Origin of the sequence: Rhodococcus xishaensis, assembly GCF_004011825.1 — a bacterium.
Taxonomy (GTDB): Bacteria; Actinomycetota; Actinomycetes; order Mycobacteriales; family Mycobacteriaceae; genus Prescottella; species Prescottella xishaensis.
This window is the reverse complement of the sequence record NZ_RKLO01000001.1, coordinates 384,072-408,267: the sequence shown is the minus strand read 5'-3', so window position 1 is coordinate 408,267 and position 24,196 is coordinate 384,072. Positions and strand designations below refer to the sequence as shown.

Genomic DNA, 24,196 nt, shown 5'->3' with positions numbered 1-24,196 from the left:
GGCATCCACTACCAGATTGCAGACACCCGCGTGAGGAAAATCGGAGATTCACATCGCTCGAACACGACTTCGGCCCGAGGAGCAACGCACACGGTGTGCGCCGTCCTCGGGCCGAGTTCGCCAGACGACCTCAGGCCGTCTCGGTGATCGGACGATCGACCCAGCTCATCAGGTCGCGCAGCTTCTTACCGGTGACCTCGATCGGGTGCTCCGCGTTCGCCTTGCGCAGAGCCTCGAGCTCCTGGTTGCCGCCCTCGACGTTGGCGACGAGCCGCTTGACGAAGGTGCCGTCCTGGATGTCCTTCAGGATGCCCTTCATGCGCTCCTTGGTACCGGCATCGATGACACGGGGGCCGCTCAGGTATCCACCGAACTCGGCGGTGTCGGAGACCGAGTAGTTCATGCGGGCGATACCACCCTCGTACATGAGGTCGACGATCAGCTTGAGCTCATGAAGGACCTCGAAGTAGGCCATCTCCGGCGCGTAGCCCGCCTCGACCATGACCTCGAAGCCGGTCTTGACGAGTTCCTCGGTACCACCGCACAGGACGGCCTGCTCACCGAAGAGGTCGGTCTCGGTCTCTTCCTTGAATGTGGTCTTGATGACGCCGGCGCGGGTGCCGCCGATGCCCTTCGCGTAGGACAGCGCCAGGGCCTGGCCCTCGCCCTTCGGATCCTGATGGACGGCGATCAGGGCGGGAACACCCTTGCCGTCGACGAACTGACGGCGCACCAGGTGGCCGGGCCCCTTCGGGGCGACCATCCCGACAGTGACGTTCTCCGGTGCCGTGATCAGCCCGAAGTGGATGTTGAGGCCGTGGCCGAAGAACAGCGCGTCGCCGTCCTTCAGGTTCGGCTGGATCTCGTTGCTGAAGATCGACGCCTGAGCGGTGTCAGGTGCGAGCACCATGATGACGTCGGCCCACGCGGCGACCTCGGCGGGCGTGCCGACGGCCAGCCCCTGCTCCTCGGCCTTGGCGCGGGACTTCGAACCCTCCTTGAGGCCGATGCGCACCTCGACACCGGAATCACGCAGGCTCAGCGAGTGCGCGTGGCCCTGGCTGCCGTAGCCGATGACCGCGACCTTGCGGCCCTGGATGATCGACAGGTCTGCATCGTCGTCGTAGAACATCTCGACTGCCACAGTTCTTACCTCTCCTCTGGGTTCTATGAACCAGTTGTTGTCAGTAGACGGCTGGACGGCTCTAGCGGGTCGCCGTGATGGACTTCGGCCCACGGCCGACCGCCACCACTCCAGACTGCACGATCTCGCGGATGCCGAACGGGTCGAGCATGCGCAGGAGCGCGTCGAGCTTGGAACGCGTACCAGTCGCCTCGATCGTGACCGACTCCGGCGAGACGTCGATCACCTTGGCGCGGAACAGATTTACGGTCTCGATCACCTGTGTGCGGACGCTCGCGTCGGCACGGACCTTGATCAGGACCAACTCGCGGGCGACCGACGCCTCGGTGTCCTGTTCAACGATCTTGATGACGTTGACCAGCTTGTTGAGCTGCTTGGTCACCTGCTCGAGCGGGAACTCGTCGACGGTCACGACGATCGTCATGCGCGAGATCTCCGGGAGCTCGGTACCGCCCACGGCGAGCGACTCGATGTTGAATCCGCGGCGGGAGAAAAGTGCAGCGACACGGGCCAGCACGCCCGGCTTGTCCTCTACGAGAACACTGAGGGTGTGGCTGGTGCTCACTGGCGTTCCTCTCCGGCCGCGGCCTGCTCGCGCGCGGTCGCCTCCCGCATAGCTTCATGGATGGTGGCGGGCTCGTCCGCCGACTCGTCTTCGTCGAACAGCGGCCGGATGCCCCGGGCCGCCATGATCTCGTCGTTGCTGGTGCCGGCGGCGACCATCGGCCACACCTGGGCATCCTTGCCGACGATGAAGTCGATGACGACGGGCTTGTCGTTGATCGACTGCGCGGTGCGGATGGCGTCCTCGACGTCCTCCTCGCGCTCGACGCGGATGCCGACGCAACCGAGTGCCTCGGCGAGCTTGACGAAGTCCGGGATGCGCACGGCGCCGTGCGTTCCGAGGTTCGTGTTGGAGTAGCGCTCGTCGTAGAACAGGGTCTGCCACTGGCGGACCATGCCGAGATTGCCGTTGTTGATGAGCGCGACCTTGATCGGCACGCCCTCGACGGCGCAGGTGGCCAGTTCCTGGTTGGTCATCTGGAAGCAGCCGTCGCCGTCGATGGCCCAGACCTCACGGTCGGGGACACCCATCTTCGCGCCCATCGCCGCCGGCACGGCGTAGCCCATCGTGCCCAGGCCACCCGAGTTCAGCCACGTGCGCGGCTTCTCGTAGTTGACGAACTGCGCGGCCCACATCTGGTGCTGGCCGACACCCGCGCAATAGATCGCATCCGGTCCCGCGATCCGGCCGATGGCCTGGATCACGAACTCGGGCGACAGTGCGCCGTCCGCCGGACGGTCGTACGACAGCGGGTAGGTACGACGGATGCCGTCGAGGTAGGCCCACCACTCGGTGAGATCGAGCGTCGTTCCCGTCGCCTGGTCGGCGCGGATCGCCTCGATCAGCTCGGTGATGACCTCCTTGCAGTCGCCCACGATCGGGACGTCCGCATGCCGGTTCTTGCCGATCTCCGCCGGATCGATATCGGCGTGAATGACCTTGGCATCGGGCGCGAACGACTCGAGGCGGCCGGTGACACGGTCGTCGAATCGGGCACCGAGAGTGATCAACAGATCGCTCTTCTGCAGCGCAGCGACGGCTGCGACCGTGCCGTGCATACCCGGCATTCCGCAGTTGAGCTGATGACTGTCGGGGAACGCGCCGCGGGCCATGAGGGTCGTGACGACCGGGATGCCAGTCAGCTCGGCCAGCTCGAGGAGCTCGGCGGACGCCTCGGCCTTGATCACGCCACCGCCGACGTACAGGACGGGAGACTTGGCCTCGGCGATGAGCCGCGCGGCCTCACGGACCTGCTTGCCGTGCGGCTTGGTGACCGGGCGGTAGCCGGGTAGGTGCATCTCGGGCGGCCACGAGAACGTGGTCTGTGCCTGAAGGATGTCCTTCGGGATGTCGACGAGGACCGGACCCGGACGACCACTCGCCGCCAGGTAGAACGCTTCGGCCAGAACGCGCGGGATGTCGGCACCATCGGTAATCAGGAAGTTGTGCTTCGTGATCGGCATCGTGATGCCGGAGATATCGGCTTCCTGGAACGCGTCCGTGCCGATCAGGCCGCGTCCGACCTGACCGGTGATCGCGACGACGGGAACGGAGTCCATCTGTGCGTCGGCGATCGGGGTCACGAGGTTGGTGGCACCAGGGCCGGACGTCGCCATGCACACACCGACCTTGCCGGTGGCCTGCGCGTAGCCCGTCGCGGCGTGGCCGGCGCCCTGCTCATGGCGCACCAGCACGTGCCGAACGCCCTTCGAGTCGAACAGCGGGTCGTACACCGGCAGGATGGCGCCACCCGGGATACCGAAGACCGTCTCGACCTCGAGCTCCTCGAGCGCACGAACCACGGACTGCGCGCCGGTGACCCGTTCGGGCGCGAGCTGACGACGGTTGGCGATCGATGTAGCTGCAGCCGCGGTTGTCGGGCTGGCTGCTCCCGACTTGCGCGGCGATGGTTGAGGCCGTGCGGTTGGTGCGCTCACTGATAGTCCTCTTTGATCTGGCTGTGTGGTTCTGAACCAAGGCAACAAAAAACCCTCGTCAGCATCAGCTGTACGAGGGTGGCGCGTCGTTATCTGGCGAGTTACAGCAACCGGCTCAGGCGACGACGCGCCGGCCGATTACGAGCAACCCATTCTGCTTCACGCGCTCGACGGTAGGCGCGCTCGTGGTGGACAGTCAACTTTGGTGAGTATGCCGTCCCAGAATGTAAGATGCCTCGGCTGCAATGCGAAGATGGTGAGGTGTCATCCTCCCAGCAGCCCGTGCCACCGCAGTCATCATCCCACACGCCCGGCGACGATCGACAGGTCATCCGAATTTCCCCTCTCGCCCTGATGGCGTGCTTTCTACTGCTGTTCTGCATCAGCTTCCCGGTCCTCGGCTGGCCGGAAGTGTTCGGCTGGATGCTGGTCATCCCGTTCCTGATCGGCGCCTGGGTCCTGCGCGTCCGCACGACCGTCACGCCCGAGGGGCTCGAACTGCGACGCCCCTTCTCCTCGGTGTCCATTTCGTGGGATCAGATCAAGGGCTTCAACTTCCCCAAGCGCGGCTGGGCAAAGGCCGACCTGGTCGACGGCTCCCAGGTGTCGCTGCCGGTCGTGACCTTCGGACGTCTGCCCCAGCTGGCGTCCGCGAGTGGCGGCCGGGTCACCGATCCGTATGCCGCGGCCCGTGCAGCGGCCAGTGAAGAGACCCGCGAAGAGACCGAAGAGCGCGAAGAGACCGCCACCGAATCTGCCGGGACGAACGCGGAGTCGGATACCGACTGACCCGTTCCCGGGGGTAGCGTCTTGCCAGGACGTCCCGCGCTCCCACCGGAGAGGACGAGACGGCCGCACAGCCGAAATCGGGTCCTGCCGACCAGCGCCTTTACGGGCCCGCCTGTTTCACGAACTACGCCGCACTCGGAACGCGGAGACGCAGCCTCCGCCGAGAACCGTTGATCGACGAAGGAATCGCCCATGCCCCCGCTCAGGTCACGCACCACCACCGTCGGACGCAACGCTGCCGGAGCCCGCTCGCTGTGGCGCGCTACCGGCATGACCGACTCCGACTTCGGTAAGCCGATCGTCGCGATCGCGAACTCGTACACCCAGTTCGTCCCCGGCCACGTCCATCTCAAGGACGTGGGCGAGATCGTCGCCGAGGCCGTTCGTGCCGCCGGCGGTGTGCCACGGGAGTTCCACACGATCGCAGTCGACGACGGCATCGCAATGGGGCACGGCGGCATGCTGTACTCGCTCCCGAGCCGCGAGATCATCGCCGACTCTGTCGAGTACATGGTCAACGCTCACACCGCCGATGCACTGGTCTGCATCTCGAACTGTGACAAGATCACCCCCGGCATGCTCAATGCCGCTATGCGCCTGAACATCCCGACGGTGTTCGTCTCGGGTGGCCCGATGGAGGCCGGGAAGGCCGTCGTCGTCGGTGGCGTGGCACAGGCCCCTACCGACCTGATCACCGCGATCTCCGCGAGTGCCAACGATTCCGTATCCGATGAGGGGCTCGACGAGGTCGAGCGCAGTGCGTGCCCGACGTGCGGTTCGTGCTCCGGCATGTTCACCGCCAACTCGATGAACTGCCTCACCGAGGCACTGGGCCTGGCGTTGCCCGGCAACGGGTCGACGCTGGCCACACATGAGGCGCGGCGGGCACTGTTCAGCCGGGCCGGCACCACGGTTGTCGAGGCCGCGCTGCGCTACTACCGCGACGACGATGAGTCCGTCCTGCCACGGAACATTGCTTCCCCCAAGGCCTTCCGAAATGCGATGGCACTCGATGTCGCGATGGGCGGCTCCACCAACACCGTCCTGCACACGCTCGCCGCGGCGCAGGAGGGCGAGGTCGACTTCGATCTGTCCACGATCGACGAGATCAGCCGTCGGGTGCCGTGCCTGTCCAAGGTCTCCCCCAACTCGGACTACCACATGGAGGACGTGCACCGCGCCGGCGGCATCCCCGCGATCCTCGGTGAACTACGCCGCGGAGGCCTGCTCGAAACTGACGTCCAAACGGTGCATTCAGCGAACTTCGACTCGTGGCTCGACACATGGGACATCCGCTCGGGCAAGGCTTCTCGAGAGGCGATCGAGTTGTTCCATGCGGCCCCGGGTGGCGTGCGGACCACCGAGCCGTTCTCGACGAACAATCGTTGGTCCTCGCTCGACACGGATGCTCAGGGGGGTTGCATCCGGGACGTCGAGCACGCCTACACCGTTGAGGGCGGTCTGTGCGTGCTGCGCGGCAACATCGCCGTCGACGGCGCAATCCTCAAGACCGCCGGCATCGACGAAGATCTGTTCTCCTTCCAGGGCCCGGCCGTCGTCGTCGAATCACAGGAGGAGGCCGTCTCGGTGATCCTCGAGAAGAAGATCAAGCCGGGCGACGTCGTCGTGGTCCGATACGAGGGACCGAAGGGAGGGCCGGGCATGCAGGAGATGCTCCACCCCACCGCCTTCCTCAAAGGGTCGGGTCTCGGCAAGGCGTGCGCCCTGATCACCGACGGTCGCTTCTCGGGCGGCACGTCCGGCTTGTCGATCGGTCACATCTCCCCCGAGGCCGCATCCGGAGGAGTGATCGGTCTGGTCGAGAACGGCGACCAGATCCGCATCGACGTCGCGAGCCGCACGCTCGAGGTCCTCGTCGACGAGGAAGTCCTCGCCGAGCGCCGCGCCAAGATGGAAGCCTCCGAGCGCCCGTGGCAGCCGACGAGCCGCCAACGTCCGGTCACCACGGCCCTGCGCGCCTACGCCGCACTGGCCACCTCCGCCGACAGGGGCGCTGTTCGCCAGGTGCCGTAGCCGCCCGCGACAGCGCGTCATGCGTTTTGCGTATGCCGTGCCACGCGCCCGGCCGGGTGCGTGGCACGGCGCGGCACAGTCGGGCTTCGCCGCCGGAGCGACGTCAGATGACGGGGTTGGCGCCGTTGAGGACGAACCACACGCCCACCCCGGCGGCGATACCGGCGATCAGGATCGCGACGGAGCCTGCGTGGGGACGGGTTGCCCACCTGCGCCGGCCGTCGAGCGCGATTCGACCGGGCCCGATCAGGATTATTGCTGCCGCCGCTGCACCGATGAGGGTCTCGTACTCGATCCCGTCGGGCTCGAAGTATTCGAGACCGAGGACCGTCGACTGCTGGAGGCACCACGCGTTGATCATCACCGCGAGCACCCCGGCCGCGGCGACTGGTGTGAACAGGCCCAAGATCAGCAGTGCCCCACCCGCCACCTCCACGAGCGCGCCCGCTACCGCAAGGACGCCTGCGTGCTCGAATCCCGCGGCGGCCAATTCGTCCCGGTAGCCGGCGAGACCGGGCCCGCTCCACCATCCCGCCAGCTTCTGCAAGCCATGTGCCAGCAGTGTGCCGCCCACAGCCAGACGCAGAATCAGCAGGCCGACGTCCAGGGTGCCGCGCCGGGACTCCGACTCGTCGGGTGTCGGCGGCGGGACGACGACCGGTCCCGCCCCCGATACGGCAGACGAGATCGGCTCGGACACGATCGGCTCGGACACGATCGGCTCGGACGAGAAGGGCTCCGGCAGGACGGACCCGACGCCCTCGACCACGGGGCTAATTTGTTCTGCCGCCGCAAATGGTGGGACCGAAGATGATGCAGACGACTGGTCGAGCGGACTCCCCCCGAACACCCCGCCGACGGACTCGGTGTGATCTTTCGGCTTGTCAGTCACGAGAAGCAGCCTAAGCGTGCCCATCGGCGTTGACCGGACACCGAACCCCGGCGCGCCGGTCGCGATGCACCGCGTGGCGACCGACGGCGGATCTTCCGTAACGTCTGCACTATGACGAAGGGTGAACACGGCCGGACGACTCGGCGTCTGGCTGTGGCCGCGATGTTGTCGATCGCCTTGCTCATCGCCGGATGCGCTCGGTTCGACGACTCCGCGTCCTCACCGTTCACCCCGGAGCCCACGTTCGGCTCCGGGGGCGAGGTGCGCCCTCGTCAGCCGACGGCCCCGCCGTCGCCGATGCCTGAACCCTCGGTACCGGACGACCCGTGCTTCGACAGTGATCCCAACGTGATCGCGACCTGCCTCGAGGCCACTGGGGGAATGGTGATGTTGCCCGGCGGCGAGTCGGCTCTTGTCACGGAGAAGCAAACGGGCCGCATCATGCGTGTTGCACAGGGTGAGAAGCCAACCGAGGTCGCCCGTATCCCGATCGATCCCAGCGCGGGCGGCGGGCTCCACGACATCGCACTGTCTCCGACGTTCGAAGAAGACAACCTGATCTACGCGTATGTCACGACGCCGAGCGACAACCGAGTCGTGAGGATCGCGCCCGGCGACACACCGAAGCAGCTGCTCACCGGTATCCCGCGGGGCGCTACCGGCAATACCGGCGCGCTGACGTTCTCGAGGCCCGATGAACTGATGGTCCTGACTGGGGACGCCGGCAACCCCGCTGCTGCGGCCGATCCGGCGTCGCTCGCGGGAAAGCTGTTACGCGTCACGGCACTCTCGCCGACACCGACTCCGCCACGCCCCGTGGTAGCGCTCTCGGGGATCGGCCTGGCCGGTGACGTGTGCCGGGATCCGAGCGGTGCGATCTGGGTGACCGACCGGACCCCGGTCGAGGACCGACTGCAGCGTGTGGCGGCCGACGGCACGGTCGGCGCGCCCGCCTGGACGTGGCCTGACAAGCCCGGTGTCGCAGGATGTTCTGCCGGTTTGGGTGCGGTCGCGGTCGCGCTGACCGATGGACAGGCGGTGGCGGTGCTGGCGACCGAGGACGACACCGGGGCGGTCACATCGGCTCCAGCGTTGCTCGCGCAGAATCTCTACGGTCGGCTCGGGGGGACGGCGATCAGCGGGGAAGGGCAGATCTGGGCCGCCACCGTCAACAAGTCCGGCGGAACACCGGCTCCGAGCGATGATCGAGTCGTCAAGGTGCCGTTGCCGGCCGGCGGTGGCGGTATCGACTGATCCGTCATGCGGGGAGTTGGTCACGCGGCGGGCCCGGGGTCTTGGCCGCCAGCATGCCTGCCAGCGACGGCAGCACGAGGACGGTGATGGCGCCGGCCGTCACAAGGATCGATGCGCTCGCGTTCGACATTCGCCCTGCCGAGACCGCAACGTCAGTGACCGCGACGATGAGTGGTAGTCCGGTCGTCGCGTACAACGCGACCTGCAGTGGCTCCCCGGCGTCAAGGTTCGCGCCCGCCGGTCCGCGGTCGTAGCGCGACGCGACGAACACCGGCAGGCCGCGCACCAGGAGCAACAGGCCGAGAAACGCGAGCAGGATCCCCGGCGCACTGACTACCGCGGACACGTCTATCGCCATGCCCGAGGTGATGAAGAAGATCGGGATGAGCAGCCCGAACCCGATGCCGTCGAGCTTGGTCTCGAGCTGCTTGTTGCCCCGCGGGACCGCCCGCCGCAGGATGAATCCGGCAGCGAAGGCGCCCAGGATGATGTCGAGGTTGAAAACGGCCGCAACCGCGATGAGGGTGATCAGTAGCAACATCACCAACCGCACGGTGGTCTGGCCGGTGGTCTCCGATCCACGCTGTACCAGCGTCAGCATCCATGATCCCTCGCGCACCCGAGCCGGCAACAAGGCGACCACGACCGCCACGACCGCGAATGCCGCCAGCACGACAGAGGACAGTACGGCGCTGCGGGTACCCAGCAGCACCGCCATCGCAATGACCGGCCCGATCTCCCCGATCGCCCCGTGATTGAGTACCGCCCGGCCTACCGGCGTGTCGACCAAGCCGCGATCCTTGAGAATCGGCAGCAGGGCGGACAGTGCCGTCGACGTGAGTGCGATCGCGACCGCGATCTCGGAGTTGATCAGCCCGACAGCACCGAAAGCGACGACGACAGCGAACGCGAGCGCGAGGCTGACCAGCCAGGTCACCGCCGCGCGACGACCCGCACGACCGGCCAACTCGTTCCTGTCGATCTCGTAGCCGGCGAGCAGAAACAGCATGCCGAGCCCCAGCTCACGCAGTAATTCGATCTCGCTGCCGACGCTCGCCAGGTCGAGGGCGTGCGGCCCGATCACGATGCCGAACGTGAGCAGCAGCACGATCTCGGGGATCGGCCAGCGCCGCACCGATCCCGCGATGAGTGGGGCTAAAGCCGCAGCGACCGCGATCCAGAACAGCGATGTGGCGACGGCGGCGCTCATGCGCCGCTACATTAGCTGCACGCAGCGAGAACGAGTTCCTTGACACGCGCCGGATCGGCTTGGCCGCGAGTCGCCTTCATGACGTCGCCGACGATCTTGCCCGCTGCCGCCACCTTGCCGCCGCGGATCTTCTCGACGATGTCGGGGTTCGCAGCAAGCGCTTCGTCCACCGCAGCCTGCAGCTTGGTGTCGTCGCGCTCGACAACGAGGCCGCGTGCCTCGACGATCTGCTCGGGCTCCCCCTCGCCATCGAGCACGAAGTCGACAACCTGGCGGGCGACTTTGTTGTTGAGCTTGCCGCCCTCGACCAGTTCGACGACCTTGGCGACCTGCGCTGGGGTGATCGGGAGGTCGGCGAGCTCTACGCCGCGGGCGTTGGCCTGCTGGGCAAGGTACGAGACCCACCAGGACCGGGCAGCGTCGGCAGGTGCGCCGGCCTCGGTGGTCGCGATGACGAGATCCAGGGCACCGGCGTTGACGAGATCGCGCATCACCTCGTCGGAGACGCCCCACTCCTGCTGTATGCGGGCGCGGCGGAGCCACGGCAGCTCCGGCAACGTGGCCCGCAGCTGCTCGACCCACTCGGCGCTCGGGGCCACCGGCTCGAGGTCGGGCTCGGGGAAGTAGCGGTAGTCCTCGGCGGTCTCCTTGCGGCGGCCGGGGGACGTGGTGCCATCCGCCTCCTGGAAGTGCCGGGTCTCTTGAACGACCTCGTGGCCTCTTGTCAATACGGCGGCCTGGCGGCGCATCTCGTAGCGAACGGCGGTCTCGACGCTCTTGAGCGAGTTGACGTTCTTGGTCTCGGTGCGGGTGCCGAACTCCTTGGCACCGATCGGCATCAGCGAGACGTTGGCATCGCAGCGCAGCGAACCCTGGTCCATGCGGACGTCGGAGACGTCGAGGGCCTTCAGGAGATCACGCAGCGCGGTGACGTACGCGCGGGCCACCTCGGGGGCACGCGCACCGGCGCCTGTGATTGGCTTGGTGACGATCTCGATCAGCGGTACACCCGCCCGGTTGTAGTCCAGCAGCGAGTGGCTCGCACCGTGGATCCGGCCGGTGGCACCGCCGACGTGCAGCGACTTGCCGGTGTCCTCCTCCATGTGGGCGCGCTCGATCTCTACCCGCCACGTGGTGCCGTCGTCGAGGACCACGTCGAGATGGCCGTTCTGCGCGATCGGCTCGTCGTACTGCGAAATCTGGTAGTTCTTCGGTTGGTCGGGGTAGAAGTAGTTCTTCCGGGCGAACCGACCCCACGGGGTGATCGAGCAGTTCAGTGCGAGGCCGATGCGGACCGCGGACTCGACGGCCGTCTGGTTGACTACCGGCAGCGCACCGGGAAGCCCCAGGCAGACGGGACAGACCTGCGTGTTCGGCTCGGCCCCGAACGTCGTGGGGCAGCCACAGAACATCTTCGTGGCGGTGTGCAGCTCGACGTGCACTTCCATGCCCAGTACAGGCTCGAACTTCGCGAGAACGGCGTCATAGTCGAGAAGGTCAGCGGACACGGCGGCAGTCATGCACACGAGTTTATGCGCCTCGTCACCCGAAGAACGCGGCCGCCTCCCGGTACCGCTCGAGCGGTACGGTCTTGAGTTGCTTGGTCGCCTCCGACAGCGGTACGAGTTCGATCTCGGTGCCGTGCAACGCCACCATCTGGCCGAACTGTCCATCATGCGCAGCGTCCGTCGCATGCACCCCGAATCGGGTCGCAAGGATCCGGTCGTACGGCGTGGGAGTGCCGCCACGCTGCACGTGCCCGAGCACCGTCGTGCGGACCTCTTTGCCGATCCGCCGCTCGATCTCGACGGCGAGCTGCTGCGCGACGCCGGTGAAGATCTTGTGCCCGAATTCGTCGATCCCGCCCTCCCGCAAGGTCATGGACTCCGGGTCGGGTGCCGCGCCCTCGGCGACGACACAGATGAAGTGCGAGTCGCCGCGCTGGAAACGCTTCTTGACCATGTCGCACACCTCGTCGACGTCGAACGGCTGCTCGGGCACGAGAATCAGGTGCGCGCCCGAAGCCATCCCGGACTGCAACGCGATCCAGCCGGCGTGCCGGCCCATCACCTCGACGAGCATGACGCGCTGGTGCGACTCCGCGGTGGTGTGGAGCCGGTCGATCGCGTCGGTTGCGATGGTCAGGGCGGTGTCGAAGCCGAATGTGACGTCGGTGCAGTCGATGTCGTTGTCGATGGTCTTGGGGACACCCACGACGGGCACGCCGCTGTCGGCAAGCCAACTGCCGGCGGTCAGCGTTCCCTCACCTCCGATGGGAATGAGAACATCGATGCCGTTGTCGTCGAGGGTCTGTTTGATACGGTGCAGACCGTCGTACAGCTTCTGAGGATTGACCCGCGCGGTGCCGAGAATCGTTCCGCCGCGCGCGAGGATCCGGTCGATCCGGTCCTCGTTGCGCATCTGGACCTTGCGGTCCTCGAGTAACCCTCGCCAACCGTCCCGGAACCCGACGATGCTGCTGCCGTACCGCCCTTCGGCGGTTCGTACGACCGCGCGGATCACAGCGTTGAGGCCGGGGCAATCGCCGCCACCGGTCAGAATTCCGATGCGCATCACGGCCCCCTCGACGTTCGGTAGCAGAGCGGTCCCTTCTCATCTTGCCGCTCCTGTGCCGATCGGGCACCTTTCGGGCCATCAACCAGGCGTGACCAGACCCGTTTCGTACGCGAGCACGACGGCCTGTGCACGGTCCCGCAGTGAGAGCTTCGACAGGACCTTGCCCACGTGGGTCTTGACCGTTTGTTCGGCGAGGAACAGGCGTTCAGCGATCTCGGTGTTCGACAGCCCAGCCGCGATGAGTTCGAGGACCTCCCGCTCACGCGGGGTCAACGTCTCGAGTTGGCGCTGCCGACCGCGCGGGGTGGGGCGGCGACGGGTGACGTCGGCAATCAATCGCCGCGTGACACTGGGAGCGAGGAGCGCCTCCCCGGCCGCAACGACGCGCACCGCACGGATCAACTCCTCGGCGGGCGCGTCCTTGAGCATGAAACCGCTCGCACCGAGCCCGAGGGCCTCGTACACGTACTCATCGATGTCGAACGTGGTCAACATCAACACTCGAATGGGTGGATCTGTTGCCGCCGAGAGGATTTCGCGGGCGGCATCGAGCCCGTTGAGTTCCGGCATCCGCACGTCCATCAGCACCACGTCGGGGCGCAGCCGCGCGACCTCCGACACGGCGACACGACCATTCGGCGCGTCGCCGATCACGCTGATGTCGGGCTGCGCGCCCAGCAGGGCACCGAATCCCTGCCGCACCATCGCCTGATCGTCCGCAATGAAGACCGTGATCGCCACCCGGCACAGCTTAGTCTCGCCTGGACGATCGACGATCGACGAACACACTAGGTTGTCGTTGGCGAACGTAATCAAGTGCTCGATGGCCGCGCCGTGACTGGGCGAGGCACTCTACAGACCTCCGTGCGATGGGGCGCAACCTGCGGTGGTGCGAATGTGGGTGGGTCTGAGTTCATTTCCGCTGCCGTCGCGGGCGTCGGTGCTCCATCGGCACCACTCGACACTCTTCATCGGGCCGCACCAGCCCTCGAAGACTGTGAGGCACGAGACAATTTCCTCGAATAGCGACCTTCCTCACAACCATCACATAAGGTCACCGCGTGGCTGAGATCAATCGACGATCCTTCTTGACATTCGCCGGGCTCGGAGCGATCGGAGCAGCGGGACTCGGAGCGCGCCCCTGGGGGCTGCAATACGCGGGCGCAGCGCCGCTCCCCACCTCCGTCGCCGGCACCACCCTCGAGGCGGTGGCCATTCCGCTCGGTAGCTCCGGGTACCGCAAACTCGGCGCGGGCCCCGGGTGGCCGACATTGGTACGCACCGAGCTCGCCGAGGCAAAGGATGGCCGTGAAGACCGGCGCACCGCCCTCGCCTCATTCGTGCAGATCACCGACGTTCACATCATCGATGCTCAGTCTCCCATGCGCTTCGAGTTCGTCGACTCCTTCAACGGCTCTGCCCACCGCCCCCAGGAGACACTGGCCGCCCAGGGCCTCACCGCCCTGGTCAGGAGGATCAACGCTCTCGCATCCGGTCCGCACACCCAGCGCGAATTCGACGCAGTCGTCACTACCGGTGACAACACCGACAACAAGGAGTTCGCCGAACTGGACTGGTTCCTCACCGCCCTGAACGGCGGCACCATCACCCCCAACACCGGTGCATCCGACCGCTACGAAGGCGTGCAGGACTCGGATGTGGAGATGTATTGGAACCCCGGCTCGTCGATCCAGGACGAATACAAGCAGGCCGGGTTCCCCGAGATTCCGGGACTGCTCGACGCCGCGATCGCCCCCTTCACCAGCCCCGGCCTGAACACCCCGTGGTACTGCGTGTTCGGCAATCACGACGACACGCCGATAGGTACTTTCCCCAACGGAATCCCGCTGCTGGAAAGGATGTACACGGGTTCGTTGAAGTTCATGGAACCGGGATCGCCGGAGCTGGTGACGTCCGTGAGCTCGGCCGCCGTTTCCGGCAACGTCGAACTCGTGCTTGCCGCCCTGTCCTCGTTCACCAATCCGCCACGGGAGGTCACGCCCGATCTCGCCCGCACCCCATTCACGAAACGCGAGTTCGTTGCCGAGCACCTCAAACCGGAGAACACCGGGCCGGGACCAGTCGGCCACGGTTTCGCACCGGATGGCGGCGAGACCGGGATCGCGTACTACTCCTTCGAGATCGCCCCCGGCGTCGTCGGCATAGGCATGGACTCCACGAACCCCGTCGGCCTCGCCGAAGGCTCGCTGGGCGAAGAACAGTTCCAGTGGATCGAGGAGACGCTGATCGCCGGGAGCAGCCGGTACTACGACACCGACGGCTCACCGGTGTCACGACAGGGCACCGACACCTGGTTCGTGCTGTTCAGCCACCATACGAGCAGCATGGACGCCTTGCTCCCGGACCCGGCGAACCCGTCCGAACGCCGGGTGCCCGGTTCCGAGTTGGTGGATCTGCTGCACAGGTTCCCGAATGTGCTCGCGTGGGTCAACGGCCACAGCCATAGGAACAGGGTCCGCCCCTTCGAAGGAGCCACCCCGGAGCAGTCGTTCTGGGAGATCAACACGGCGTCGCACATCGACTTCCCTCAACTCGGGCGGATCATCGAGGTGGCCGACAACTCCGACGGCACGGTCTCACTGCTGGCCACCCTGTTCGAGGCCGACAGCCCCTATGCCGTCGACTACACCGATCTCTCACCGATCGGGCTTGCGTCGCTCTACCGGGAGTTCGCCTTCAACGACGCCGCCCCCAGCTCCACCAGGGCGGGCAATGCCCAGGACCAGAACGTCGAACTGATGCTCGCATCGGGTCGCTGAGCCCAAATCCCCCGATCATCCCCGGCGACAGCACAGTGCCACCCACGCTGTGCTGTCGCTGGGGATCGTCGGTGACCGTACGTTCGAGCCGAAGCTAGGCGAGCGGCACGACAGGTACCGAGGCCCGTACCTCGAAGCCGCCGTCGTCGAGGGCACGGGTCTCGACCGTGCCGCCCACCGCGGCGGCGCGCTCACGCATACCACCAATTCCACTGCCGCCCGATGATTCCGGCCGGGACGGGGCGTCCACGGCGATCAGAGCGGGACCGTTGACCACGACGAGTGACGCAACGGACGTCCCGTAGTCGAGTTCCACGGTCACGTGTGCACCCGGGCGGTGCCGCGCCGCGTTCGCGAGTGACTCCTGCAGAATCCGGTACACCGTCAGCCCCGATAACTCGGACAGGGACGTCGGATCTCCGGCCACGTTCCACGACAACGAGATGCCGGTCCGCCGGGTACCGTCGAGCAGTTCCTCGATCTGTGAGACTCCCGGCTGCGGTGCTCGCTCGACCGCTTCGGCGTCGCTTCGCAGCACCCCGAGGAGTCCGCGGATCTCGTTGAGCGCCTCGCGAGCGGTGGATCCGATGGACTCGAACTCGGCCTTGGCCTCGTCGGACAACGATGTGAGCCGGTACTCCGCGCTCTGCGCCTGCACGACGACCATCGACATGTGGTGTGCGACGACGTCGTGCAGGTCGCGTGCGATGCGCGCCTTCTCCTCGAGGATCGCGCGTCGTGCCCGTTCCAGTTCACTGGTCTGCTCCTCCGCAGCCAACTGCCGACGCGAGAGCACCAGCCAGCGCACCAACAATCCGAAGACGACCATCGCGGTGAGCCCGACGGCCCAGCCCCGCCCGTCCTCCCCCGGTGTGTCGGCGAGGAACAGCAGCACCGTCGAGATCCACGCCACCACCACTGTCGGCGGGCCGGCGGTGAGACTCACTGCCAGCAGCAGCACCATGATCACGATGATGTGCACGACCTGCCACGGGTAGGTGTACCCGGAAGCCGGGACGAGATCGAAGACGCGCGGGATGACCAGCGCCGAGACCGCCGAAATCGCCCATCCCAGAGCAGGGTTGGCGCGGACCAGGACGAACGGCCATGCCGCGAGCGCCGCGACGATCGGCTGCACCGGGCTCGGCACCTGATGAGTGATGTGCAGCGTCGGCCATGCCACCGCATAGAGAATCACGGTGACGAGACCGACGAGGGCGGTCACGCCGTGCCCACGCAACCGCCCAGTCGCTCCGCGGACCAGTTCCTTGCCACTCACAGGTTTCGACTCTAGGAAACTTGCGTCTCGTCCGGCGTCATACCCCGGGGTGAGATCGACCCGGTACCTCGGTACGAGAGGGGCGTCGGGGACGCCTCCGTCGCGGTGTGCACGTTCGGCACTTCGGAGTGACGACGCAGCCTACAGCCCGTTTCTAGCGTCCGATGGCATGCGAACGAACAGCTGGGCCGCGGCGGTTCTCACCGGCGCCGCGATCGTGACCGTCCTGGTAGTGGCCCCGTCGGCCGATGCGGACACCCCGCTACGGGAGAGCTCCACTGCGGCGCATGCGGTTCAACAACTCACGTCGCAGGTCTCGGCATCGGGTTCGACCGCCGTTCCGGCCGACTTCGCCGCTCTCCTCGGCTATCGGCCCAGGGAGGTCGACGGCATGCTGGTGAATCCTCACGGCGCTTGTTCGTCACCGGTGCCCCTGCCCGCCGAGTTCGACACTGCCTGTAAGGCACACGATCTCGGATACGACCTACTCCGATACGCGCACCTGACCGGAGGCGAGCTGGGTCCATGGGCCCGAGACGCGCTCGACGCCCAGCTCGATCGCCGAATGCACGCGGCGTGCGACACCCGGGAACGGGATCGTGCGTCCTGTTTCGCACTGGCGAACATCGCGACAACCGCTGTCTCGGTGAACTCGCGGCGGCAGGGATACGGCGTGCCCATCGACGAACCGTGGATCCGCTACTGCCTCGCCGGCGTGCTCGGCGTGCTGGGACTACTGGCCACCACGATCACTGTCCAGCGGATCCGAGGGCTGGTGACGGCGTGAGCGCGATCCCGAGCACCCAATTCACGGCGTATCGATTCCTCTCGATCACGGGCGCACTGCCCCGCGTCGGCACGTCACTGGCCATCTCGGCCGGAACCGTCGTCTCGCTGGCGCCGTCCCTGCTCCCGCGCTCACCTGTGGTCCAGGGCATGCTGACCGGCGTGGTGGTCGCAGCGCTCTGGGGACTGACATCGCTACTCGGCCGGCTCCGCCGGGGTCCGAACACCGGGCCCTTGCCGCGCCTGGTGTCTGCGGTCGTGTCGATCACGGCCGTGACCTGGTCGGTTTCGAGCGCCGACCAATGGCAGAACGCGCTCCGTGCGGCGATGGCGCTACCTCCTGTCGGGCCGGAGCACTGGGCGCAAGTCGGATTCTGGTCCGCCGCGGTGTGCCTGGTGGCCTTCGGCGTTTCCCGCGGCGTCGCCGCCGTCGCCCGCCGGTTGGGTCCACTCGGATGCACCGCCCTGCTGGCCCTCGCCTTCCCCTTCGTGTGGCTCGTGGCGGTTCCCGCAGCGGCTTCTGCTGCGGAACAACACTTCCGTACGATCAATGCAACCGTTGACGCCAGTCTGGATGCAGACGACCAAGATTCGTTCGTTCCTTGGAGCACATTGGGTGTCGAGGGCCGCCGATTCGTGGCCGACTCCTCCGGGGGTATTCGCACCTACGTCGGACTCGACTCCGCGCCCGACCACGACTCGCGTGCTGCGCTCGCGGTACGCGAACTCGACCGTGCGGGCGGCTTCGACCGCGGCCACGTCGTAGTGGCGATCCCGACCGGTTCGGGATGGATCGACGGCGAAGCGGCACGCGGTATCGAGCAGCGATTCGATGGCGACGTCGCGATCGTCGGGCAGCAGTACTCGTACGCGCCGAGCTGGGTCACGTTCCTGTTCGGTCGCTCCGACGCGGAACGGTCCGCGCGGGCACTGTTCGCGGCGGTCTCGACACACGTCGCGGCGATGCCCGCCGACACGCGCCCGGCCGTTCACGTCTTCGGGCAGAGTATGGGATCGGTCGGCGGCAGCGCGATCTTTACGGGCGACGACGGCGCCGGGGCGGCCGCGTGCAGCGCTCTGTGGGTCGGCCCACCGGCCGGCACGGTCGACTCCAGGGGTGCGACGGTACTCGCGAACAGTTCCGACCCTGTGGTGTGGTGGTCGGGTGCGCTGCTCACGCGTCCTCCCGACCTGAGTCGGACTCGGGTCGATGCGCCTGTGCCGCAATGGGTTCCGTTCGTGAGCTTCGTCCAGACGACGGTCGACATGGTGTTCTCCCTCGACGCCCCGACCGGGCACGGCCACCGGTACGGCGTCGACCAGGGCCTGCTCATGCCGGACTGCTGAGCGATCCGCTGCGCATTCGCCTGGCTGCTCCTACCGTGGAGCCATGAGCGCAAACACGGACACGGAAGCCGCACGCGCAATCCTGCGGGACAACTTCGAACGGATCCGGGAGTTGGTGGTCGACGCCACCGACGGTCTGACTCCCGAGATGTCCGATTATCGACCTGGACCGAAGGCCAACTCGATCGCTTGGCTCCTCTGGCATCTCACCCGGGTCCAGGACGACCACGTGAGCGACGCGGCCGACGCGGAGCAGGCGTGGACGTCGCGGGGCTGGCAGGAGCGTTTCGGATTCTCCTTTCCTGCCGCCGATGTCGGTTACGGACACAACAGCGTCCAGGTCGGCGAGGTACATGCCGACGCGCAACTGCTCGCGGACTATCACGGCGATGTCCACCTCGCGACCCTCGAGTACATCGACGAGTTGACCGTCGACGAACTCGACCGGATCGTCGACCGCTCGTGGGATCCACCGGTCTCCGTTTCGGTGCGGCTGGTCAGCGTGATCGGTGACTGTCTGCAGCACCTGGGGCAAGCGGCGTATCTGCGGGGCCTGTTGGACGACCGGTGATCCGGTAGTCACGCCGGCTCGGGCGCCTGGTCCGACGCCGATAGGCGGTCACCGTACCGGGCCAGTTGTTGGTGATCTTGCCCGATACTGTGCGGTACCAGTTGCTGCACAGACTCCAAACCGAGTCGGAAAGTTTGCGTTGAACACGATCGTTGAAACGCCGCTCGACGCCGGCGTCGACCTCGATGGCGCAGCCGGGGTGCTCGGCGAGCCACCCGACGAGCCCGGCGATGTGCCGGGCCTGCGACTCGAGCATGTGGACGATCGATCCGGAGCCGAGGTTCGTGTTGGGCCCGTACAGCATGAAGAGGTTGGGGAACCCGGCCGTGGTGATGCCGAGGTACGCGTGGGCGCCGTCCGACCACGCGTCGTCCAGACTTGTCCCGTCCCGACCCCGCACGGTCATGGGGGCGAGGAATTCTGTTGCCGCGAAACCGGTTCCGTAGATGATTACGTCGGCCGGGTGCAGGGTCCCGTCGACGGTACGCACCCCGTCGGGCTCGATCCGGTCGATCGAGGCGATGACGAGATCGACGTTGCTGCGGGTGAGCGTCGGGTAGTACTCGTCGGACAACAGCATCCGCTTGCAACCGGGCTCGTAGTCCGGAGTGAGCGCCGCTCGCAGCGCCGGATCCGACACCTGCCGTTCGAGGTGGCGGCGGGCGAGAACCCCGGCCAAGGCGCCCCGCCACTTGGTGTCGACGAGAGCGACAGTGAGGATTTCGAAGATCGCCCAGGTGAGGAATCGTTCGCCCCGCAGCGTCGCCGGCACCGTTCGGAAGACCCGGTGATGCCAGTCTCCGTAGACGCAATCGGGTTTGGGCAGGATCCACGGCGCTGACCGCTGAAAGAGCGTCAGGCGGCCCACCTCCGGCGCGATCTCCGGCACGAACTGGATCGCGCTGGCCCCGGTTCCGATCACCGCGACCCGCTCGCCCGAGAGGTTCAGGTCGTGGTTCCACTCGGCGGAGTGGAAGGCCGATCCGGCGAACGTCTCCCGCCCCGGGATGTTCGGCAGCGACGGCCGCGACAGCTGCCCGACCGCGGTCACGAGGACGTCCGACTCGATCACCTCGTCGTCGGCAGTGCACACCGACCACCGGTTGGTACGTTCGTCGAACTCCGCTGTGGTGACCGTGACCCCGAACCGGACGAGCCGCAACAGATCGTGCCTGGCTGCGACGTCGCGCAGATACGCGAGGATGTCGGACTGCTCCGCGAACCGGCGCGACCAGTCCGGATTGGGATTCGACGAGATCGAATACAACGGAGACGGCACGTCGCACGCCGCACCGGGGTAGGTGTTGACCCGCCATACGCCGCCGACGCCGTCACCCTGCTCGAGAATCGTGATGTCGGTGAATCCGGCCCGCCTCAGTTCGAGCGCCATTGTGATCCCGCCGAACCCGGCGCCGATGATCGTGATCGATGGCTGCCTCACTGCGGGCCTCCTCACACGCCACCTGTTCCGATGTCCCGGGGCAACCGCCCCGGTTGTAGCCGCCCCGGCGGACCTGCCCCCGTGAAATCCCTCGTGAAACGCAGCCTAGTCCGATCGGACAGCGGACGGCCCGGATCCGCCCATCGCGGATCCGGGCCGTCCGACTGACACGCTTGGTAGTTCGGTCCGTCAGCTCACCGGCGACGCGATCGGACCACGCGCAGCCTCGTAGGCGGCGCCCACGCGGTACAGACGCTCGTCTGCCAGGGCTGGGGCCATGATCTGCAGGCCGACCGGCAGACCGTCGTCCGCGGAGACGCCCGACGGGACCGACATAGCGCAGTGGCCGGCGAGGTTGGTCGGCAGCGTGCACAGGTCGGACAGGTACATCGCCAGCGGATCGTCGACCTTCTCGCCCAGCTTCCACGGGGTGAACGGGCTGGTCGGCGAGACCAGAACATCGGCCTTCTCGTAGGCCGCGTCGAAGTCACGCGCGATCAGGGTCCGGACCTTGAGCGCCGACCCGTAGTAGGCGTCGTAGTAGCCCGACGACAACGCGTAAGTGCCGATCATGATGCGGCGCTTGACTTCCTTGCCGAATCCGGCGGCGCGGGTCGCGGCCATGACCTGCTCCGCGCTCATGTCGCCGTCGTCGACTCGCAGGCCGTAGCGCATGGCGTCGAAACGTGCGAGGTTCGAGGACACCTCACTGGGCAGGATCAGGTAGTACGACGCGAGTGCGTACTCGAAGTTGGGGCAGGAAACCTCGACCACCTCAGCGCCGAGCGCCGTCAACTGTGCGACGGCGGCGTCGAACGACGCGATGACGCCTCGCTGGTAGCTGTCCGATCGCAACTCTTTGACAACGCCGACCCGAACACCCTTCAGGTCGCCCGAAGCGCCCTGGCGGGCCGCCTCGACGACCGGCCGGACCGGCTCGTCGACAGACGTGGAGTCCCGCGGGTCGTATCCAGCGATCACCTCGTGCAGCAGCGCCGTGTCCAGGACTGTGCGCCCGCACGGGCCGCCCTGGTCCAGCGACGACGCGCACGCGACCAGACCGAAACGCGACACGGTCCCGTAGGTCGGCTTGGTGCCGACGGTCGCGGTCACGGCGGCGGGCTGGCGGATCGAGCCACCAGTGTCGGTGCCGATCGCCAGCGGCGCCTGGTACGACGCGAGGGCAGCCGCGGAGCCACCACCCGAGCCGCCCGGGATCCGCGTGGTGTCCCACGGATTCCGGGTCGGGCCGTACGCGGAGTTCTCCGTGGACGAACCCATCGCGAACTCGTCCATGTTGGTCTTGCCGAGGATCGGGATGCCGGCCTCGCGCAGCTTGGTGGTGAGCGTCGCGTCGTAGGGCGACACCCAGTCCTCGAGGATCTTCGAGGCACAGGTCGTGGGCATGTCGGTCGTCGCGAAAATGTCCTTGAGCGCGATCGGTACGCCAGCGAGCGCAGAGACCGGCTCATCCCCAGCCGCGATCGCCGAGTCGACCTCCTTTGCGGCGACCAGTGCCTGTTCGCCCGCGACGTGCAAGAACGCGTGCAGTGCACCGTCGGCCTGCCCGATCCGGTCGATGTGTGCCTGCGTCACCTCCACCGACGAGACCTCGCGGGAGTGAATTTTCGACGCGAGCTCGGACGCGTCGAGGCGGGTCAGATCGGTGCTCATTCGCCCTCTCCCAGGATCTGTGGAACGGAGAACCGATCCTCTTCGACGGCCGGGGCACCCGACAGGGCCTGCTCCGGCGTGAGGCCCGGCACGATGACGTCCGGCCGCGTCACGTTCGAGACGGGGTTGGGGTTCGCGGTGGGCGGGACATCATCTGCCGCAACCTCCGAGACCGCCTTCACGTGGCTGAGAATCGAATCCAGCTGACCGGCGAACTCGTCGAGTTCGGCCTCGGTCAGGGCGAGCCGGGACAGCCGGGCGAGGTGGGCGACCTCGTCACGGGAGATGGCAGGCACCTTCGATGACCCCTTTCAGGTCGAAGTGAACGTTCCCAACCAGCCTAGAGCGTGGCGAGATCGATCGTGCAGCCCGTCACCCCAGCAGGCACAGATACGGAATGGAAGGATGGAAGACGGCAGGGACCCGGACGGTGTCCCTCCTCAGCGTCGGGGCTCGACTTCGACCGAACGGAAAGGTCTCTCGTGTCCTACCTGCTCCGCGTCCAGCTTCCCGACCGGCCCGGTAGCCTCGGTGCGCTCGCCGTCGCTCTCGGTTCGGTCGGCGCCGACATCCTCTCGCTGGACGTCGTCGAACGTGGCTCGGGGTACGCGGTCGACGATCTCGTCGTCGACGTCGAGTCCGGCTCGCTGCCGGACACGCTCATCACTGCGGCGGAGAAGCTGTCCGAGGTTCACGTCGACTCGATCCGCCCGTACTCGGGCATCCTCGACACGCATCGAGAGCTCGAACTCATCGACCACGTCGCAACCGCGCGCTCGGATCGTCTCCAGGTCCTCGTCGACAACGCGCCGAGGGTTCTGCGGGTGGGTTGGTGCACGGTCATGGACATCGGCCCGCATGGCGCGTACCGCGTCGCCGGAAGCCCCGGCGCGCCGGAGACCCACGCCGGCGATGCACCGTGGATGCCGTTGAAGCGGGCCGCCGTCCTCCACGGCGACGAGGACTGGGTGCCGAAGACGTGGCGCGATATGGACACCGCCCTCGCGGCGGCGCCGCTCGGCAACACCGGGCGGGCGCTGCTGCTGGGTCGCCCCGGCGGACCCGAGTTCCGCCCGTCGGAGGTGGCTCGACTCGGCTACCTCACCGGCATCGTCGCGACCGTCCTCGGGTGACCGACGTCAGGCGAGCTCACGAACCAGCACGGTGAGTTCGATACCCGGCGCCGGTTCCCAGTTCCGTTCCGGCGCGGGCACGAAACCGTTGCGGTCGTAGATGCGGCGGGCGTCGACCATGTCGGGCATCGTCGAGATGATCACGGCGTGGTCGCCGCGGTCGTACGCGACGTCGAGTACATACCGCACGAGAGCGGAGCCGACGCCCCTCCCGCGGGCCGACTTCGCCACGGCGAGCATCCGGAACTCGAGCTCACCCTTCTCGGCGACATCGGCGAAAGGCGACCCGGGTGCGGCAATGGTCACCGACCCCACGATCTGACCCTCGAACTCGGCCACCATGACCTCGGCCTTCTCGGCGCGGGTCGCAGTGTCGCGCAGGAGCTCGGCATACCTGTCAGTCCCCGATGCGAAGCCTTCACCGATGTAGACGTCGGCGGTGAGCTTGCCGACGGTCTCGTAGTCGGCAGGTGTGACGGGTCGGATATCGATCATGGCGTCATGATGTCAGCCAGTCGGGTTTGCCCGAAACCCGCTCCGGGCCTCGCGCTGAGACTCGCACCACACCTCGAGCGGAGTCGACCCTCGACCACGACGCCCGCAGCGTGGCGACAGCCACGCGGAGCCTGACGCCCGTGAACCGATTCCGACCAGCATCGACAGCCCGTCAACTCGGATGAGACACCACTCACGCCGCGTTTCCGATTCCGGACGACGGACCGTCGGCCCAACGACACAATGTCGTAGACGTGGCGTTGATCACGTGGAAGGCTCTGCTCGACT

21 protein-coding genes are annotated in these 24,196 nt (G+C 66.9%); 8 read left to right on the top strand and 13 right to left on the bottom strand.

What is annotated here, in order from left to right; all coding sequences use genetic code 11:
• Positions 1 to 130: 130 nt before the first annotated feature.
• From ilvC to EGT50_RS01995, 3 genes are all read right to left on the bottom strand, one after another.
• Positions 131 to 1,132: a ketol-acid reductoisomerase gene (gene ilvC, locus EGT50_RS02005; RefSeq protein ID WP_206615738.1), complete on the bottom strand. Its 1,002-nt coding sequence runs from the start codon at positions 1,130 to 1,132 to the stop codon at positions 131 to 133.
• 73 nt (positions 1,133 to 1,205) lie between these two features.
• Entirely contained in the window at positions 1,206 to 1,709 is a 504-nt protein-coding gene (gene ilvN / locus EGT50_RS02000; protein ID WP_127946431.1) for an acetolactate synthase small subunit, read from the bottom strand.
• Positions 1,706 to 3,646: an acetolactate synthase large subunit gene (locus tag EGT50_RS01995; protein WP_127950920.1), complete on the bottom strand. Its 1,941-nt coding sequence runs from the start codon at positions 3,644 to 3,646 to the stop codon at positions 1,706 to 1,708. The genes ilvN and EGT50_RS01995 overlap by 4 nt, the downstream gene beginning before the upstream one ends.
• Positions 3,647 to 3,928: 282 nt before the next feature.
• On the opposite strand from EGT50_RS01995, the gene EGT50_RS01990 reads away from it, so the two are divergent.
• The gene (locus tag EGT50_RS01990; protein ID WP_127951354.1) at positions 3,929 to 4,435 is read left to right on the top strand and encodes a PH domain-containing protein; all 507 of its coding nucleotides are present in this window, start codon (positions 3,929 to 3,931) and stop codon (positions 4,433 to 4,435) included.
• Between the two features lie 192 nt (positions 4,436 to 4,627).
• On the top strand, positions 4,628 to 6,469 hold the full coding sequence (ilvD, locus tag EGT50_RS01985) for a dihydroxy-acid dehydratase (protein ID WP_127950919.1): 1,842 nt from the start codon (positions 4,628 to 4,630) through the stop codon (positions 6,467 to 6,469).
• Between the two features lie 103 nt (positions 6,470 to 6,572).
• Here the strand turns inward: ilvD and EGT50_RS01980 are convergent, their stop codons facing one another.
• Positions 6,573 to 7,361, bottom strand: coding sequence for a DoxX family protein (locus EGT50_RS01980; RefSeq protein WP_235870512.1), 789 nt, complete (start codon positions 7,359 to 7,361; stop codon positions 6,573 to 6,575).
• Between the two features lie 111 nt (positions 7,362 to 7,472).
• Between EGT50_RS01980 and EGT50_RS01975 the strand changes: the two genes are divergently transcribed.
• Entirely contained in the window at positions 7,473 to 8,615 is a 1,143-nt protein-coding gene (locus tag EGT50_RS01975) for a PQQ-dependent sugar dehydrogenase (RefSeq protein ID WP_127950917.1), read from the top strand.
• Between the two features lie 4 nt (positions 8,616 to 8,619).
• Here EGT50_RS01975 and EGT50_RS01970 read toward each other — a convergent pair whose 3' ends face one another.
• The 4 genes from EGT50_RS01970 to EGT50_RS01955 all read right to left on the bottom strand — a co-directional run bounded on the left by EGT50_RS01970 (position 8,620) and on the right by EGT50_RS01955 (position 13,143).
• Positions 8,620 to 9,825: a cation:proton antiporter gene (locus EGT50_RS01970; protein WP_127950916.1), complete on the bottom strand. Its 1,206-nt coding sequence runs from the start codon at positions 9,823 to 9,825 to the stop codon at positions 8,620 to 8,622.
• Between the two features lie 11 nt (positions 9,826 to 9,836).
• The gene (gene gatB, locus EGT50_RS01965; protein ID WP_127950915.1) at positions 9,837 to 11,345 is read right to left on the bottom strand and encodes an Asp-tRNA(Asn)/Glu-tRNA(Gln) amidotransferase subunit GatB; all 1,509 of its coding nucleotides are present in this window, start codon (positions 11,343 to 11,345) and stop codon (positions 9,837 to 9,839) included.
• 22 nt (positions 11,346 to 11,367) lie between these two features.
• Complete coding sequence (locus EGT50_RS01960; RefSeq protein WP_127950914.1) at positions 11,368 to 12,399, bottom strand: ATP-dependent 6-phosphofructokinase; 1,032 nt, start codon at positions 12,397 to 12,399, stop codon at positions 11,368 to 11,370.
• Between the two features lie 81 nt (positions 12,400 to 12,480).
• Complete coding sequence (locus tag EGT50_RS01955) at positions 12,481 to 13,143, bottom strand: response regulator (protein WP_127950913.1); 663 nt, start codon at positions 13,141 to 13,143, stop codon at positions 12,481 to 12,483.
• Positions 13,144 to 13,463: 320 nt separating this feature from the next.
• On the opposite strand from EGT50_RS01955, the gene EGT50_RS01950 reads away from it, so the two are divergent.
• Positions 13,464 to 15,182 carry a TIGR03767 family metallophosphoesterase gene (locus EGT50_RS01950; protein WP_127950912.1) on the top strand — a complete coding sequence of 573 codons (1,719 nt, stop codon included), beginning with the start codon at positions 13,464 to 13,466 and terminating at the stop codon, positions 15,180 to 15,182.
• A gap of 94 nt (positions 15,183 to 15,276) precedes the next feature.
• On the opposite strand, the gene EGT50_RS01945 is transcribed toward EGT50_RS01950, so the two are convergent.
• Entirely contained in the window at positions 15,277 to 16,461 is a 1,185-nt protein-coding gene (locus tag EGT50_RS01945) for a sensor histidine kinase (protein ID WP_127950911.1), read from the bottom strand.
• A 169-nt stretch (positions 16,462 to 16,630) separates the two neighbouring features.
• Between EGT50_RS01945 and EGT50_RS01940 the strand changes: the two genes are divergently transcribed.
• Genes EGT50_RS01940 through EGT50_RS01930 form a run of 3 tightly spaced genes read left to right on the top strand, consistent with a single transcriptional unit; the run spans position 16,631 to position 19,165 of the window.
• The gene (locus tag EGT50_RS01940; protein WP_127950910.1) at positions 16,631 to 17,248 is read left to right on the top strand and encodes a hypothetical protein; all 618 of its coding nucleotides are present in this window, start codon (positions 16,631 to 16,633) and stop codon (positions 17,246 to 17,248) included.
• On the top strand, positions 17,245 to 18,594 hold the full coding sequence (locus EGT50_RS01935) for an alpha/beta-hydrolase family protein (RefSeq protein WP_127950909.1): 1,350 nt from the start codon (positions 17,245 to 17,247) through the stop codon (positions 18,592 to 18,594). Before EGT50_RS01940 ends, EGT50_RS01935 begins: the two co-directional genes overlap by 4 nt.
• 43 nt (positions 18,595 to 18,637) lie before the next feature.
• Positions 18,638 to 19,165, top strand: coding sequence for a mycothiol transferase (locus tag EGT50_RS01930; protein WP_127950908.1), 528 nt, complete (start codon positions 18,638 to 18,640; stop codon positions 19,163 to 19,165).
• Here the strand turns inward: EGT50_RS01930 and EGT50_RS01925 are convergent.
• The 3 genes from EGT50_RS01925 to gatC all read right to left on the bottom strand — a co-directional run bounded on the left by EGT50_RS01925 (position 19,092) and on the right by gatC (position 22,576).
• Positions 19,092 to 20,606 (bottom strand): flavin-containing monooxygenase, encoded by a 1,515-nt coding sequence (locus tag EGT50_RS01925; RefSeq protein ID WP_164873324.1) that lies wholly within the window; start codon positions 20,604 to 20,606, stop codon positions 19,092 to 19,094. The genes EGT50_RS01930 and EGT50_RS01925 overlap by 74 nt on opposite strands.
• Before the next feature lie 189 nt (positions 20,607 to 20,795).
• On the bottom strand, positions 20,796 to 22,280 hold the full coding sequence (gatA, locus tag EGT50_RS01920) for an Asp-tRNA(Asn)/Glu-tRNA(Gln) amidotransferase subunit GatA (RefSeq protein WP_127950907.1): 1,485 nt from the start codon (positions 22,278 to 22,280) through the stop codon (positions 20,796 to 20,798).
• Positions 22,277 to 22,576, bottom strand: a complete 300-nt coding sequence (gene gatC / locus EGT50_RS01915; RefSeq protein WP_127950906.1) for an Asp-tRNA(Asn)/Glu-tRNA(Gln) amidotransferase subunit GatC — start codon at positions 22,574 to 22,576, stop codon at positions 22,277 to 22,279. The genes gatA and gatC overlap by 4 nt, the downstream gene beginning before the upstream one ends.
• A 186-nt stretch (positions 22,577 to 22,762) precedes the next feature.
• Here gatC and EGT50_RS01910 point away from each other — a divergent pair, with 186 nt between their 5' ends.
• Positions 22,763 to 23,413, top strand: coding sequence for an ACT domain-containing protein (locus EGT50_RS01910; protein ID WP_127950905.1), 651 nt, complete (start codon positions 22,763 to 22,765; stop codon positions 23,411 to 23,413).
• A 6-nt stretch (positions 23,414 to 23,419) separates the two neighbouring features.
• Here EGT50_RS01910 and EGT50_RS01905 read toward each other — a convergent pair whose 3' ends face one another.
• A complete protein-coding gene (locus EGT50_RS01905) occupies positions 23,420 to 23,908 on the bottom strand; it encodes a GNAT family N-acetyltransferase (RefSeq protein ID WP_127950904.1) in 489 nt (162 codons plus the stop codon).
• Positions 23,909 to 24,196: the final 288 nt, after the last annotated feature.

Coding starts and splice junctions, on each gene's coding strand:
- ilvC (WP_206615738.1), bottom strand. CDS start 1,132: ATGTTCTACGACGACGATGCAGACCTGTCGATCATCCAGGGCCGCAAG.
- ilvD (WP_127950919.1), top strand. CDS start 4,628: ATGCCCCCGCTCAGGTCACGCACCACCACCGTCGGACGCAACGCTGCC.
- EGT50_RS01975 (WP_127950917.1), top strand. CDS start 7,473: ATGACGAAGGGTGAACACGGCCGGACGACTCGGCGTCTGGCTGTGGCC.
- EGT50_RS01970 (WP_127950916.1), bottom strand. CDS start 9,825: ATGAGCGCCGCCGTCGCCACATCGCTGTTCTGGATCGCGGTCGCTGCG.
- gatB (WP_127950915.1), bottom strand. CDS start 11,345: ATGACTGCCGCCGTGTCCGCTGACCTTCTCGACTATGACGCCGTTCTC.
- EGT50_RS01960 (WP_127950914.1), bottom strand. CDS start 12,399: ATGCGCATCGGAATTCTGACCGGTGGCGGCGATTGCCCCGGCCTCAAC.
- EGT50_RS01940 (WP_127950910.1), top strand. CDS start 16,631: ATGCGAACGAACAGCTGGGCCGCGGCGGTTCTCACCGGCGCCGCGATC.
- EGT50_RS01930 (WP_127950908.1), top strand. CDS start 18,638: ATGAGCGCAAACACGGACACGGAAGCCGCACGCGCAATCCTGCGGGAC.
- gatA (WP_127950907.1), bottom strand. CDS start 22,280: ATGAGCACCGATCTGACCCGCCTCGACGCGTCCGAGCTCGCGTCGAAA.
- EGT50_RS01905 (WP_127950904.1), bottom strand. CDS start 23,908: ATGATCGATATCCGACCCGTCACACCTGCCGACTACGAGACCGTCGGC.